The 14895-nt window shown below is 46.1% G+C and carries 11 protein-coding genes and 1 tRNA gene; 2 read left to right on the top strand and 10 right to left on the bottom strand.

The window, feature by feature from the left end:
- Positions 1-316: 316 nt before the first annotated feature.
- From speD to M1D71_RS23170, 10 genes are all read right to left on the bottom strand, one after another.
- On the bottom strand, positions 317-718 hold the full coding sequence (gene speD / locus M1D71_RS23125; protein ID WP_458123845.1) for an adenosylmethionine decarboxylase: 402 nt from the start codon (positions 716-718) through the stop codon (positions 317-319).
- A 314-nt stretch (positions 719-1032) separates the two neighbouring features.
- Positions 1033-1620, bottom strand: coding sequence for a non-ribosomal peptide synthetase module (locus tag M1D71_RS23130; protein ID WP_458123846.1), 588 nt, complete (start codon positions 1618-1620; stop codon positions 1033-1035).
- A 275-nt stretch (positions 1621-1895) separates the two neighbouring features.
- Positions 1896-2549, bottom strand: coding sequence for a ribosome biogenesis GTP-binding protein YihA/YsxC (gene yihA, locus M1D71_RS23135; RefSeq protein ID WP_458123847.1), 654 nt, complete (start codon positions 2547-2549; stop codon positions 1896-1898).
- Positions 2550-2705: 156 nt separating this feature from the next.
- Positions 2706-5045 carry an endopeptidase La gene (gene lon / locus M1D71_RS23140; protein WP_458123848.1) on the bottom strand — a complete coding sequence of 780 codons (2340 nt, stop codon included), beginning with the start codon at positions 5043-5045 and terminating at the stop codon, positions 2706-2708.
- A gap of 86 nt (positions 5046-5131) precedes the next feature.
- Positions 5132-6886 (bottom strand): ATP-dependent protease LonB, encoded by a 1755-nt coding sequence (lonB, locus tag M1D71_RS23145; RefSeq protein WP_458123849.1) that lies wholly within the window; start codon positions 6884-6886, stop codon positions 5132-5134.
- 168 nt (positions 6887-7054) lie between these two features.
- Positions 7055-8152 carry a flavodoxin-dependent (E)-4-hydroxy-3-methylbut-2-enyl-diphosphate synthase gene (ispG, locus tag M1D71_RS23150; RefSeq protein ID WP_145325252.1) on the bottom strand — a complete coding sequence of 366 codons (1098 nt, stop codon included), beginning with the start codon at positions 8150-8152 and terminating at the stop codon, positions 7055-7057.
- Between the two features lie 120 nt (positions 8153-8272).
- On the bottom strand, positions 8273-9526 hold the full coding sequence (gene clpX, locus M1D71_RS23155; RefSeq protein ID WP_458123850.1) for an ATP-dependent protease ATP-binding subunit ClpX: 1254 nt from the start codon (positions 9524-9526) through the stop codon (positions 8273-8275).
- 12 nt (positions 9527-9538) lie between these two features.
- On the bottom strand, positions 9539-10129 hold the full coding sequence (gene clpP / locus M1D71_RS23160; protein ID WP_017692589.1) for an ATP-dependent Clp endopeptidase proteolytic subunit ClpP: 591 nt from the start codon (positions 10127-10129) through the stop codon (positions 9539-9541).
- A gap of 378 nt (positions 10130-10507) precedes the next feature.
- Positions 10508-11848: a trigger factor gene (tig, locus tag M1D71_RS23165; RefSeq protein ID WP_458123851.1), complete on the bottom strand. Its 1341-nt coding sequence runs from the start codon at positions 11846-11848 to the stop codon at positions 10508-10510.
- A 135-nt stretch (positions 11849-11983) separates the two neighbouring features.
- Positions 11984-12964 (bottom strand): hypothetical protein, encoded by a 981-nt coding sequence (locus M1D71_RS23170; RefSeq protein WP_458123852.1) that lies wholly within the window; start codon positions 12962-12964, stop codon positions 11984-11986.
- A gap of 187 nt (positions 12965-13151) precedes the next feature.
- On the opposite strand from M1D71_RS23170, the gene M1D71_RS23175 reads away from it, so the two are divergent.
- Positions 13152-13225 (top strand) — tRNA-Arg (locus M1D71_RS23175).
- Between the two features lie 333 nt (positions 13226-13558).
- Entirely contained in the window at positions 13559-14788 is a 1230-nt protein-coding gene (locus M1D71_RS23180; RefSeq protein ID WP_458123853.1) for a CynX/NimT family MFS transporter, read from the top strand.
- Positions 14789-14895: the final 107 nt, after the last annotated feature.

Genomic DNA, 14895 nt, shown 5'->3' on the forward strand with positions numbered 1-14895 from the left:
TCCAATCAAAGTGCTTACTGCATATGTCTATCCATTTATGATTGACATGGTTAATTATATCACACATCATAGCCGTGACCGGGTCATTTTTATGAAATGTTTATGAAATCACCATGTTCATCATCATCTGCACTGTCATTTATTGTAGTGTCTCACCAAAGTTCACCGTTATGCGTTAAAATGTGCTGATCATGAATATTCATAACGATCCGGATATTAAAACAAATAGCCATGGAATTATTCCATGGCTATTAGGATTAGGGAGGTTATGCGTCCATCCCGATATGTGAACATTGTTCATGTGATGTGCTTCTTTTTACACCAGTTCAATCTGGTTGTTCATCTCTGGTGTTTCAACTTGCAATTCGCCCAATCCACGTACCAACTTCTTTGCATACGTTTTTTCAGGTTTTAATACGGATACCAGGTAGTCAATGGCGAGCTGCGGGTCTACGGTCTCCCCACAAGTGTAACAATCAATTGCTGCAAAACCTCTCTCAGGATACGTATGAATGGAGAGATGGCTCTCAGACAATAGTACGAGCACTGTCGCTCCCTGTGGATCAAACTGCTTGGACTGTACGGACATCACTGTCGCACCACATGCCTCCGCTGCTTCAACCATTTGGGCTTGCAAATACTCCGCATTGTTCAGTAGATCAAAGTCGACACCCCAAGTGTCAACAGCAACGTGTCTTCCGAAAGTTGAATATTCCATCCTTCGGTTCCCCCTTCCTAGGAATAAAATGTTTGAAAAATTTCATCCGCTAGGACCTACGTCATTCACTTCCCGAGGGAAAAACCTCTCGCAACATATAATGTCCTGAGTGAATCCTGGTTCCTAATATTCTTTTCAACGAGATTAAAAATAACATTGAATCAGAGTGAAAGCAACCCTTTTCCAGAAGATTGTAAAATAAATATCTCGCATCAAAAAATCCCCTGCAACCTCCGCATAGGCAAGTGCCAGTGCCCGGAAGAAACAAGGGAATTCATTACATTCATATACGTGTATAAACATACACTTTCAGGTTAATAAGCTTCAAGCTCAAACAACCGTTTTTGATAACGAGCAAGTGTCTCATCAATCTGATGCAGCTGATCAGCAGTCGCACCATTTCTAGTATCCAGCAGGGAATCAATCTCGGCATATACACGGTTGATTTCGCGTTCTACATCCCGGGCCTGGAACAGATGTTGCAATTCAAGCAACGTATTTTTGTATTCATAGATCACACGGGTGTTCTCCCCGGTCTTCTCCACAATTTTACGGACAGTGCCTTGAGCATAAACATACGTCATGATGAACCCTTCATAGATCCGATGAACGACCCCGTCACCCTTAAAAGTCATAAAGAGCTTCCGGACAACGTTAGTCAGATGCAGATTCACCAGGCGGCAAGATAACTCACAGATATAAAACCCTTCTATGCGGTCAAAAGGGAAATGAACTTCTTCTCCACTCACATCCCCCAGCACAACCTCCTGACAGCCATTGTCCAACACCTTAACCCGATGATGAAGCCTGCCGTCTTCTGTCATGCGCAAAAACTGATGCATCTGGGGTTCTGACAATTTCATAGTGGCCTTCACATACTCTGTGGCTAACCGCTGAGCCATACAAATCTCCTCGATTCTTTCCCGATTGTTTTGCCTTCCTGCACATGTAGCAGTCATCTCAAAATTCTTCAGGCCGGCAACGCCGGTATTTTGGTACTGTTGGCAACATGCGCCTATGCTCATTATACACTACCATAACGCTATTTTGCTCCGAGCCCACATGATGAATTCTCACAAAATTCCATAAAAAACCGGACTAATCCTTGATCTCATTAAAGATTCACTTAACATGCTCACTTTCCCGCACTAAAACGGTATACTATCTCCGTCATCCGTTAATTTTCGTTATTTTCTCCCTCATCCGCTGCGCCCTCTGCTTCCAGTACTTCTGGTGCATACTTATCTATGCGTGCATGACGGGTAATGATGTCCCATAACTCTTCCTTGCCCAATCCTTCTTCCGATGAAAAGGGTACAAACAGATCCCCTGAACGAAGACCCAGTGATTCCTTAATGACTTTGATATGTTTTGCTCTGCGTGTTTTTGGTATCTTGTCCATCTTGGTGGCAACAACAACCAAAGGCAATCCGTTATGACGAAGCCATTCATTCATCATCTTGTCTTCCTTGGACGGCTCATGTCTCATATCCACCATCTGCATGACCAGTTTCAATTCCTCGCGTCCCAACAAGTATTTCTCCATCATTTTGCCCCAGGCAAAGCGCTGCTCTTTAGAAACTTTGGCGTAGCCATATCCCGGGAAATCGACAAAGTAGAGGTCCTGATTAATCTTATAGTAATTCAATTGCTGTGTCTTACCCGGTGTTGAACTTGTCCGAGCCAGATTTTTACGATTAATCAAACGGTTGATCAGGGATGATTTTCCGACATTGGAGCGTCCTGCCAAGGCAATCTCTGGCAGACCATCCTCGGGGTATTGTTCAGGCCGAACGGCACTGATAATAAATTCAGATTGATTTACTTTCATATTGTATCTTTCCTCTCTTGAACGCTTGTGCTATGCGTAACCTGTTGATGGTATTATGCCATGGATTGTTCTATCATACCAAAAAAACCGTTCCAGCGGGCGCCGAAGCCTCCGCAGAACGGTCTACTCTTCATACGAACCTTTCGGATACGTGGATTACAGGTTAATGCCTGCCTGCTCAACAAGTGCATGCTGCAATACCTGATCCATATGGGCTACAGGGACAAATTCCACATCTTCCTTGATGCTGTCTGGAATGTCACGCAGGTCACGTTCGTTATCCTTAGGCAATAATATTTTTTTATAGCCGGCACGATGGGCTGCCAGTGATTTCTCTTTCAGACCACCAATCGGCAGTACACGTCCACGCAGCGTTATTTCACCGGTCATGGCGATATCCTTGGACACATGTTTGTTCGTCAGTGCTGAGATTAACGCTGTTGCCATCGTAATCCCGGCGGATGGACCATCCTTCGGAATGGCTCCTTCCGGAACGTGGATGTGAATGTCGTTCTTCTCATGGAAGTCAGGCGAAATCCCGAGTTGTGTAGCTTTGGAACGGGTGTAGCTGAATGCGGCTTGAGCCGATTCCTTCATGACATCACCCAGTTTACCTGTCAGGGTCAACTTCCCTGTTCCTGGTACAACAGTCACTTCAATGACAAGGGTATCTCCCCCCACTTCAGTCCACGCAAGACCCGTTACGGTACCAATTTGATCTTCCAGTTCGGCCATGCCATAACGGAATTTACCAGGTCCAAGGTAGTCTTTGACCTCATCTGATGTGATGTTGATCTGACCTTCCACACCCGATACAATGTTCTTGGCTGCTTTCCGGCACAACGAAGCCATCTGCTGTTCCAAGTTACGCACACCTGACTCCCGTGTATATTCACGAATGACACGCAAGAGCGCATCATCCGGAATTTCCAGTTGCTCTTCTTCCAGACCATGGTCCTGCTTCTGCTTGGGCAGCAAATAATTTTTCGCAATTTGCAGCTTCTCCAGCTCCGTGTAACCTGGGATGTTGAGCATTTCCATCCGATCCAGCAATGGACGCGGAATGTTGTGCACTGTATTGGCAGTGGTTACAAACATAACGTTGGATAAGTCAAACGGCAATTCGACAAAGTGATCACTAAACGTATTATTTTGTTCAGGATCCAGCACTTCAAGTAGCGCTGCGGAAGGATCTCCGCGGAAGTCTGAAGCCATCTTATCAATCTCGTCCAGCAGGAATACCGGGTTGAGTGAACCTGCCGTTTTCATCCCCTGGATGATACGACCAGGCATGGCTCCCACATAGGTGCGTCGGTGCCCACGAATCTCGGCTTCATCACGCACGCCGCCAAGAGAGATTCTTACAAACTCCCGGCCCAGCGATCTCGCGATCGAACGGGCAAGTGATGTTTTACCAACCCCTGGGGGTCCAACCAGACAGAGAATCGGCCCTTTGAGCTTCTTGACGAGCTTCTGAACAGCCAGATATTCAAGCACACGCTCTTTGGGCTTTTCGAGCCCATAGTGATCTGCATTGAGTACATCCTCGGCTTTTTGAATATCCAGATCATCTGCTGTCATCTGGCTCCAAGGAAGGGCGAGCAGCCAATCCACGTAGTTGCGAATGACTCCACCTTCAGCTGAACTTGCAGGCATTTTCTCCAGTCGATCAATTTCTTTTTCGACCTTCTCCTTCACCTTGTCCGGCAAGCCGAGTTCTTCCATCTGATTACGAAGTTCCTCAACCTCACCTGCACGGCCTTCTTTTTCACCCAGTTCTTTCTGGATCGCTTTCATCTGCTCGCGCAGATAATATTCCTTTTGCGTTTTCTCCATCTGTTTCTTCACACGTTGGCTGATCTTGCGTTCAAGCTCCAGCACTTCGCGTTCGTTATTCAGAATATCCAGCAATTTCTCCAGACGCTCCCGAACATCAATGGTCTCCAGAATTTCCTGTTTATCCTTGATCTTCAGGGAAAGATGACTCGTGATGACATCAGCCAGGCGTCCCGGTTCTTCAATATCAGACACAGCCGCAAGTGTCTCTGGTGTGACTTTTTTGGACAGATTAATATAATTCTCGAACTGGTTCAGAACCGTACGCATGAGGGCATCCGTCTCCGGATGAGTATTCTCCTCTTCAGGCAGTTCTTTTGCCAGTACTTCGTAATATTCCTCGTTGTCCGTATATTCAATAATTTCAGCCCGTTCCAAGCCTTCCACGAGTACACGAATCGTACCATTTGGAAGCTTCAGCATCTGTCTGACCTTGGCCACGGTTCCGATTCTGAAAATGTCCTCTTGTGTTGGTTCTTCAATATTTACTTCGGCTTGGGAACATAGGAGAATCAAATGTTCTTCTACCATCGCTTTTTCTAAAGCCTTGACCGATTTCTCCCGGCCCACATCGAGATGCAGTACCATACTCGGGTAGACGAGAAGTCCTCTTAAAGGCAGTAAAGGAAAACGACGACCTTTCGCTTTGCTCGGTCCCATCGCTTTCGCACCTCCAATGGCTCTCAGGTTGTAGTCATTCATTATTCTATCAAATGTTCACATAAAAAACCAATGAAGGGAAGCACTTAGCAGCTTCCCGAATCTGTAACCTGTCCTGGGCGAGGCACGTCAGCACGGAAATAGGAAGCAGATGCCGGTGGGAAAATCTCCGGTGCAGGTGCAATTGTCTCCTCTGCAAGCTTCGTTTGTTCCACCTTTTGCGACTCTGGAACCCAAGCGAATACTTCACGGAATACGTCCTGCACCGTATCTACCGGAATCACGCGCAAGCCCTCCAGATTCTCAAAGATGGACTGCCAGTTCTCCGCAGGAATAATAACGGTCTTCGCTCCTGCCTGAAAAGCAGCCTCCACCTTGGCCAGTACGCCGCCAATTGGCTTGACCCGACCATGGATGCTGATCTCGCCAGTCATCGCTGTCTCATGATCCACAGGGCGTCCCTGAATGGCTGATGTAATGGCAGTCGCCATGGCAATTCCTGCCGATGGGCCATCAATAGGCGTCCCACCTGGGAAATTCACGTGTAAATCGTAATCATTCGGACGAATACCCATGGCTTTTAATACGGTTAACACATTTTCAACCGAGCCTTTAGCCATACTTTTTCGCCGGAGTGTACGCGAACCGCCTCCAATCTCTTCTTCATCCACAACCCCTGTAATGTTGATTCGGCCTTGATCTTTGAGAGCCGGAACAGCAGATACTTCGATCTCCAAAATGGTTCCCATGTTCGGTCCATATACCGCCAAGCCGTTAACAAACCCCACCTGTGGCTGCGAAGGGACCTTACGATCAGACCGTGGCTGAATCTGGCTACTACCTGCCACCCACTCCACATCAGACGCCAGCAGCGTCTCACGTTTCTCTGTCAGCGCAAGTCCCGCAGCCAGTTGGATGATATTGACCGCTTCACGTCCATTGGTTGCATATCGCTTGACCACATCGACGGCATCCGGACATGGACTGAACCCTATTTTCTGAACAGCGTCTTCGGCAATTCGCCCGATCTCCTCAGGTAATAAAGGACGGAAATAGACTTCCATGCACCGTGAACGTAAAGCTGGCGGCAGCTCATGAGGCGAGCGTGTCGTTGCTCCAACAAGGCGGAAGTCAGCCGGCAGGCCATTTTGAAAAATATCGTGGATATAAGCAGGAGTATGCGTGTCTTCCGAGTTATAGTACGCACTCTCCAAAAACACCTTGCGATCCTCAAGCACTTTCAACAACTTATTCATCTGAATGGAATGCAATTCACCGATTTCATCGATAAAGAGCATCCCCCCATGCGCTTTCGTCACCGCACCCGGTTTGGGTTGGGGAATACCTGCAACGCCCATGGCCCCCGCTCCCTGATATATCGGATCATGAACCGAACCAATTAAGGGATCTGCAATACCACGTTCATCAAAACGAGCTGTTGTTGCATCCAGCTCTGTGAATTTGGCGTCTGGCTTGAAAGGAGATGTTGGATTCTTTTTAGCCTCTTCCAACACGACCCGTGCGGCCGCTGTTTTCCCGACTCCCGGGGGGCCATAAATGATAACATGTTGCGGATTCGCACTGCATAATGCAGCCTTAAGGGCACGCAGTCCATCTTTTTGCCCAACGATATCGTTAATGGTAGCTGGACGCGTCTTCTCCGACAACGGCTTGGTGAGTGAGATTGAACGCAGCTTACGCAGCTTCTCCAGTTCCTTGCGAGATTCTCGCTCAACGGCACTGCGGTTCGTTTTCTGGCCACGCAGCAGGTTCCAGAAATACAAACCAATCACCACTCCAAAAAATAACTGAATCAACATGATGACCATACCAAATTCCATGTCTTCACATCCTCCTATTTTTGTCACTATTCTCATATGAGATCATGCTAATACTTGGTAGTATAGCCTTTTCAACGCGACGTAAACGGGCGATGCGGAATTTGTATGCGAGAAAATAAAAAGCCCACCATTGCTGGCGGGCTGTTACAGAAACAAGATATGAATCAATCAGTGCGAACGACCAGGAATAACACCTGTCTCTTCATAGGTTTCGACGATTTTGTCGATCTCTTTTTTCAATTCTTCAACCATGATTTCCTCAGGCACTTTACGAATCATCTTACCGTGACGGAACAAGAGACCTTCTCCACGAGCACCGGCAATCCCGATATCCGCTTCTTTGGCCTCACCTGGACCATTAACTGCACAACCCAGCACCGATACTTTAATCGGCACCTTCAGTTTGGAGATATACTCTTCTACTTCGTTGGCAATGGAGAACAGATCGATATCCAAACGCCCACACGTTGGGCAGGAGATCAATGTAGCTGCATTCGTAATGAGACCAAAGGTTTTGAGCAGATCACGAGCAACCTTGATTTCTTCCACCGGGTCCGCACTAAGCGAGATCCGCATCGTTGAACCAATTCCCATCGACAGTAAGGCTCCCATTCCTGCGGAGCTTTTGATTGTACCGGAGAACAGTGTGCCTGCTTCGGTAATCCCGAGATGCAACGGATACGGAATGATTTGAGCTGCTTTGGTATAAGCTTCAATCGCCATCGGCACATCCGATGCTTTGAGAGACACGATGATATCATGGAAATCAAGCTCTTCCAGAATACCAATGTGGTACAATGCACTTTCGACCATAGCATCCGCCGTAGGGTACCCATACTTATCAAGAAGATGGTTCTCCAGGGAACCGGCATTTACCCCGATACGAATTGGAATACCACGCTCTTTACATGCTTTTACCACTTCTTCCACTTTGGAACGTTTACCGATATTACCCGGATTAATCCGTACTTTATCAATACCATTCTCAATCGCAAGCAAAGCCAGCTTATAGTTGAAATGAATGTCCGCTACGAGCGGTATGTTAATACGTTTCTTGATTTCCTTAATGGCTGCTGCGGCTTCCTCATTATTTACCGTTACACGTACCACCTGACAACCGGCTTCTTCCAGTCGCAGAATCTCTGCAACCGTCGCCTCAACATCTGCCGTTTTGGTCGTACACATACTCTGGATAATGACTTCGTTGCTGCCACCAATCGTTACATTCCCGACTTTTACGGGACGTGTATCTTGTCTTAAATACATGAGTGATTTCTCTCCCCACAACGTCAAAGCTCCACCCTGACAGAGACATGAATTCGCCTTCTGCCAAAGTGGAGAACTGACAAGTCTATATTTCAGAGTTCAACGGGATTCAAGCCTTCATTAGGCGCTTTCTTCCTGCTTATCGTCCTTCGTTTGGCTTAGTTCAGGCACGACTCTTTTCTCAACGACTTCTTCGGTAATGACACAGTTCGTAACATCTTCACGTGAAGGCACTTCATACATGATTTCAAGCATGATGCCTTCAATGATGGCACGCAATCCACGTGCACCTGTGTTACGTTTGATTGCTTCTTTTGCAATCGCGAGCAGTGCAGCTGGTTCAAATACCAGACTGACATTGTCCAGCTCAAGCAGTTTTTGGTACTGTTTGGTAAGCGCGTTTTTCGGTTCGGAAAGAATCCGTACCAACGTATCTTCATCCAGCGGCTCCAAAGTGGAGATGACTGGCAGACGGCCTACAAATTCCGGAATCAGACCGAATTTCAGCAAGTCTTCCGGCAATACCATGCCCAGGTATTCACCTGGTTTCAGATCTTTTTGCTCAGTAACGGTATTAAAGCCAATGACTTTTTTACCGATCCGGCGTTTGATCATTTGCTCCAGACCATCAAATGCACCGCCACAAATGAACAAGATATTCGTTGTATCGATCTGAATAAATTCTTGATGAGGGTGTTTACGACCACCTTGTGGTGGTACAGAAGCCACGGTTCCTTCAAGAATTTTCAAGAGTGCTTGTTGAACACCTTCACCCGATACATCACGAGTAATGGATGGGTTCTCGGATTTACGTGCTACTTTATCAATCTCATCGATATAAATAATGCCACGCTCTGCTTTTTCCACATCATAATCAGCAGCCTGGATCAGCTTGAGCAGAATGTTCTCTACATCCTCACCCACATAACCCGCTTCCGTTAATGAAGTAGCATCAGCAATAGCAAAAGGTACATTCAGAATTTTGGCCATCGTTTGCGCAAGCAACGTTTTACCAGAACCCGTAGGTCCTAACAGCAAAATGTTACTCTTCGACAGTTCAACATCTTCAATCTTGCTTTGTGTGTTGATCCGCTTGTAGTGATTATACACCGCAACAGACAATGACTTCTTCGCTTGCTCCTGTCCAATGACATACTGATCCAGGATATTACGAATTTCTTTCGGTTTTGGAATATCTTTGAGGTCTACTTCTTCATCATGACCGAGTTCTTCCTCAACGATTTCGGTGCAAAGTTCGATACATTCATCACAAATGTACACGCCTGGTCCAGCGACCAGCTTACGTACCTGTTCCTGAGATTTACCGCAAAAAGAGCATTTCAGTTGCCCTTTCTCATCGTTAAATTTAAACATGAAACCACCCCTTTAGGAATTGATCGGTCTACTGAGCACCTGGTCAATAATACCGTACGTCTTAGCTTCGTCAGCACTCATAAAGAAGTCACGGTCTGTATCCCGCTCAATTTTCTCAAGAGACTGACCCGTACGATCGACGTATATTTGATTCAGTTTCTGACGTGTTTTTATAATCCATTCTGCGTGTATCTTAATATCCGCAGCCTGTCCTTGAATGCCGCCAAGCGGCTGATGAATCATCACTTCGCTGTTCGTCAGCGCATATCTCTTGCCAGGTGCACCGGCTGTCAGCAATAAAGACCCCATGCTTGCTGCCATCCCTACGCAAATGGTAGATACATCCGGCTTGATAAATTGCATCGTATCGTATATACCCATCCCTGCGGTGACAGAACCACCAGGTGAATTAATGTACAAGCTGATATCCTTCTCAGGATCGTCGGCTGCCAAAAACAGAAGCTGTGCTATGACAAGATTGGCTACATCGTCATCAATCGCACTGGTTAGAAAGATAATGCGATCCTTCAGCAAACGCGAATATATATCGTAAGACCGCTCGCCTCGATTGGTTTGTTCTATAACCATTGGCACCAGACTCATGAGACCAACCTCTTTTCTACATGTAATTAGACATAGGCCACCTGTAAAGCAAACCCAAATTCATTCTAACACTTTCCTGTGACAATGTCATTTTTCACAAGAGGCGTCAGACGTCAGTTAGTTTACTTTTCAGCCTGATCATATTTAACCATGTTTTCTATGTATGTGCAAATTGGAACCATCCTATGCCGTCTTGTCATTTTTTATTTGCATGAAGTACATAGGTATGTAAAAAGTGTACACCGACCAATAGAATTAGTAATAACCCATATCATTACTTCATTTTCTATAAAATGGATGTCATAATTTAAAAATAAGGCACGCAATAACTCACGTGCCTTATCACTTATTCAACTGTCTAATTCAAGACAGCTTGTCTTATTTTCCGTCAGCTTCTGCAACAACTTCTTCAGCTGGAGCTTCAACTGGCTCAACAACTGTGCTGTTCTCAACAAGAACGTCAATCGTTTTACGCAGTTTAACTTCATCGCGAAGGCTGTCCAGGGAACCATTACCCTCGAGGATGCCACGGATCTCATCAGCAGGACGCTTGTAAGATTCAGCCATTTTTTCGAGTTCTTGATTCACTTCTTCGTCAGATACTTCAATGTTTTCCGCTTTACCTACAGCTTCAAGAACCAGGTTGTTGCGAACACGTTTGGAAGCATCTTCTTGCATTTGTCCTCTCAGGTCAGCTTGAGTCTGGCCGGAGAAGCTCAGGAACATTTCAAGGTTCATACCTTGGTTGCGCAGACGGTTGTCGAAATCACGCATCATGTTTTGTACTTCGCTTTCTACCATTGCAGAAGGAATGTCCACTTCAGCGTTCTCAGCCACTTTTTCTACCACTGCATTTTCTTGAGCAGCTTTGGCTTCATCAGCTTTACGGGATTCCAATTGTGTTTTCAGATCAGCTTTGTACTCTTCCAGTGTGTCAAATTCGCTAACATCTTTAGCAAACTCATCATCCAATGCAGGAAGTTGTTTGCGTTTGATTTCGTGAATTTTCACTTTGAATACCGCTTGTTTGCCAGCAAGTTCTGCTGCGTGGTAGCTCTCTGGGAAAGTCACTTCTACGTCTTTGAAGTCGCCTGTGGACAGACCCACAACTTGCTCTTCAAAACCAGGAATGAATGTGTTAGAACCCAGTTCCAGGGAATAACGCTCAGCTTGTCCACCTTCAAAAGGTACACCATCAACGGAACCATCGAAGTCGATTACTGCAACGTCGCCGTTTGCAGCGGAACCTTCGTCGATTACAACGAGTTCTGCGTGACGTTGTTGAAGACGCTCAAGTTCTTCAGTCACTTCTACGTCAGTTACTTCACCTTTTGCTACAGCAACTTCGATTCCTTTGTAGTCACTCAGGGTAACTTCAGGTTTCACAGTTACTTTCGCTTTGAACTTGAAAGTTTGTCCTTTAGCGAACTGTTCAACATCTACGTCAGGACGATCAACCGGGAAAATATCCGTTTGGTCGATTGCTTCTGTATAGGCTTCAGGAAGCAAAATGTCGATTGCTTCTTGATAAAGGCTCTCTACACCAAAACGAGCTTCGAAGATTGAACGTGGTACTTTACCTTTACGGAATCCAGGTACGTTTGCTTGTTTTACCACTTTATTAAAAGCTTTGTCGAGTGCTGCAGTTACACGATCTGCATCCACTTCAACCTCAAGAACCCCAAGGTTCTTCTCTATCTTTTCCCAAGTTGCTTTCATTGTATACTTTCCCCTCCAAAATTCACATGTTCACGTAGGCAATCACGTACAAAATAACCATTTTAGTATAAACAAGATTAGATTCTTTTTCAAGGGGAATCCCTTGATACGGTTTGAGGAAAACGTTTCCGGCCTCTATTGACCATCCAATCCAGCAGATACAAACTGCTTCATGGAACGATAAGCCTGCTCCAGCCGAAAGCGCATTGCCCCTGTCACAGCATACATTGAGCGAGTATTTTCCTCATCATGCGAGCCACCCAGACTGTCTGCAACGGTCATATGTAAAGCTGCTGCCCATATATCTGTCATGGAATCATTTTCTTCCAGCATTGATACATAATCACGAGTTCCATACACTGCCATGACATATTGTATCCATAACTCCTGGGCAAAATAAAAGAGCGTAGGTTCATGAACCTCCGTCTGGTCTGCCACTCGTTCCAGAATCTGAACGATCTGGAGCGGGAATTCCTCTGGTTTAAGAGGCACGGTATCAATCTCGACTTCAACCTGCTCTTCGCCTCTCGTAAACAGGATCATACCTTGAACGCCTCGGCGACGCAAGGTTTGCAGCACCCGAAATTGAAGCAAAGGGTGAAGCGACTTCTCTTTTAACCAACTCGTAAGTGCCTCATCAATCTTCGGCAGATCAAGATAGGCCAGCTGCTCCAAAGCCAGCATTGTCTGTTCAGACAACGGTTCTTCCATGACTGTGCGAAGCATCTTATCTGCATAACCATCATCCTGTTCAAGCTTCAAACGGGCGTGCTGCCGTGCCATGTCTTCCTCACTGATCTCTTCCTCTTCCCGTTCTTCATCTACGGAAGGCGAGGTCTCTTCATAATGAGGGAACGCAGCCTGAAGCCATTCGAGAAGGGCGCGCCATTCATCATAGTGGCGTTCTTCCTGTCCCTGACATTGCAGCAAAAAGTGAAGCAATTTCATCGCTTCACCATACCGTTCATTTTCAAGCATCACTGTCAATTGAATCTGGTAATAGTCCAGCGTCTTAGGAAACAGCACAATATTGTTGTTGTGCTCGGTTTCCGGGGTCGTGGATTCCTTAATGGGAGCACCTCCTCTATATCCTGAATCTCCAGTTGGAATCAACATAAATAGATGTATATATTAACGATTGTCGATCTATTTTCTGAGTTCTCCTGATATTCTAACATAACCTTAAATATAATGAAAAAAACGTTACTGACGCCAAATATCATATATGAAAAACATATTAAAATAAAATGCTTGATATTCCTGTTTGCATATGATAAAATCAATTTTGCTTGAAAAAATTCATGTCTCAGTAGCTCAGCTGGATAGAGCAACGCCCTTCTAAGGCGTCGGTCGGGGGTTCGAATCCCTCCTGGGACGTATTAAAAAAAGCTTCCCTCGGGGAGCTTTTTTTGCGTTCTGGGGATGAGAACCCCAACGGTTCGTCGGAGCATTCGCTTCGTTAGCGCCTACTTCGCAGTCTCGACTGCAAGGAGAGTATCCCTCCTGGGACGTATTAAAAGAAAACTTCCCGAAGGAAGTTTTTTTGCGTTCTGGATATGAGAATAATCACAACGGTTCGTCAGAGCACTTGCGTTCCAGTGGCTGCTTATCCATTTCATTGCTCGATGTTGACACAGAATGTTATGCTTGTGGAGTGGATAATGTAACAATCCATACATATCAACTTATTAGAAAACGGGAGATTTTATCATGTCATCTTCAATACAGCAACAATCATCTATTCTTGCCGGGGGAGAACATTCTTCGACATCCAAAAGATTCGGCTTGTTATTAGCAGGCATTATTGTCATTGCCGCTACCATGAGATCACCGATCACGGCAACCGGACCTGTCGTGGAGATGATCCGCTCGGATACGGGCATTGGCCATACGATGGCAGGGCTTCTGACCTCGCTTCCTTTGCTCGCCTTTGCAGCAGTCTCTCCTTTTGCACCACGTCTCGCCAAACGTTTAGGACTCGAATCAGCCTTGCTGATCGCAATTATCATCGTAACCCTAGGGGTGGCCTTACGTTTATCTCCTTCTGTCTTGGCTTTATATGCAGGAACCGCAATTTTGGGATGCGGCATTGCATTAAGCAACGTGCTCCTGCCAAGTTTGATCAAACGTGATTTTCCATTGCGGGTGGGTATCGTAACCGGATTATACTCTGTATCCATGAACATATTTGGCGCCATCGCCTCAGGTGTTAGTGTGCCCGTAGCAGGAGCAACATCTATGGGTTGGCGTACTTCGCTGGGCATGTGGGCCCTGTTATCCATACTGGCGCTTCTCTTGTGGCTCCCCCAGATCGCCGCGGGACGACAACGAATGTTATTTGTAGCCTCACAGAGCGAAGGCACACCTGTACGTCTACGGACCTCTTCCCTGGCTTGGTTTATCACTTTGTTTATGGGATTGCAATCTCTAATATTTTATACAACAATCACCTGGCTTCCAGAGATTCTAGCCGAGCAAGGTTTCAGCGCAACGTCTGCAGGCTGGATGCTCTCCCTGATGCAAATGGTCAGTGTGCCAGCTACCTTTATCGTTCCGATCCTGGCCGGCAGAACACGAGATCAACGTGCCTTGACCACGATCACATGCTCGTCTTTAATTATTGGGTATGCTTTATTGTTGAGTGGCATCTCTTCACTGGTAACCATCGGCGTCATGCTGGCAGGAATAGGCGCTGGCTCTTCGTTTGGACTGGTAACGATGTTCTTTGTCCTTCGCACAAGAGATGCCAGACAAGCTGCAAGTCTGTCCGGTATGGCCCAGTCATACGGATATATGCTCGCGGCATTGGGACCCCTGCTATTCGGTATGCTTCATGACTGGACAAAAGGATGGACTCTTCCCTTGCTTATACAGGTTATTCTTGCCATTGCGTTACTTATTGCAGGGACCCAGGCCAGCAAAGATCGCGTAGTTAGTTAATCACACTCTCATTTATGTGGCAAAAAAGAAACAAAATGAAACGGCCTCCATCCTGCTAAATCAGGATGGAGGCCGTTTGTGCGAAAAACAGTTCCTTCAATAATCTA

Source organism: Paenibacillus sp. Z3-2, assembly GCF_054161325.1.

Bases quoted from the DNA above. Each gene is read 5' to 3' on its own strand.
- speD (WP_458123845.1), bottom strand. From the start codon at position 718: ATGGAATATTCAACTTTCGGAAGACACGTTGCTGTTGACACTTGGGGT.
- M1D71_RS23130 (WP_458123846.1), bottom strand. From the start codon at position 1,620: ATGGCTCAGCGGTTAGCCACAGAGTATGTGAAGGCCACTATGAAATTG.
- yihA (WP_458123847.1), bottom strand. From the start codon at position 2,549: ATGAAAGTAAATCAATCTGAATTTATTATCAGTGCCGTTCGGCCTGAA.
- lon (WP_458123848.1), bottom strand. From the start codon at position 5,045: ATGGGACCGAGCAAAGCGAAAGGTCGTCGTTTTCCTTTACTGCCTTTA.
- lonB (WP_458123849.1), bottom strand. From the start codon at position 6,886: ATGGAATTTGGTATGGTCATCATGTTGATTCAGTTATTTTTTGGAGTG.
- ispG (WP_145325252.1), bottom strand. From the start codon at position 8,152: ATGTATTTAAGACAAGATACACGTCCCGTAAAAGTCGGGAATGTAACG.
- clpX (WP_458123850.1), bottom strand. From the start codon at position 9,526: ATGTTTAAATTTAACGATGAGAAAGGGCAACTGAAATGCTCTTTTTGC.
- clpP (WP_017692589.1), bottom strand. From the start codon at position 10,129: ATGAGTCTGGTGCCAATGGTTATAGAACAAACCAATCGAGGCGAGCGG.
- tig (WP_458123851.1), bottom strand. From the start codon at position 11,848: ATGAAAGCAACTTGGGAAAAGATAGAGAAGAACCTTGGGGTTCTTGAG.
- M1D71_RS23170 (WP_458123852.1), bottom strand. From the start codon at position 12,964: ATGTTGATTCCAACTGGAGATTCAGGATATAGAGGAGGTGCTCCCATT.
- M1D71_RS23180 (WP_458123853.1), top strand. From the start codon at position 13,559: ATGTCATCTTCAATACAGCAACAATCATCTATTCTTGCCGGGGGAGAA.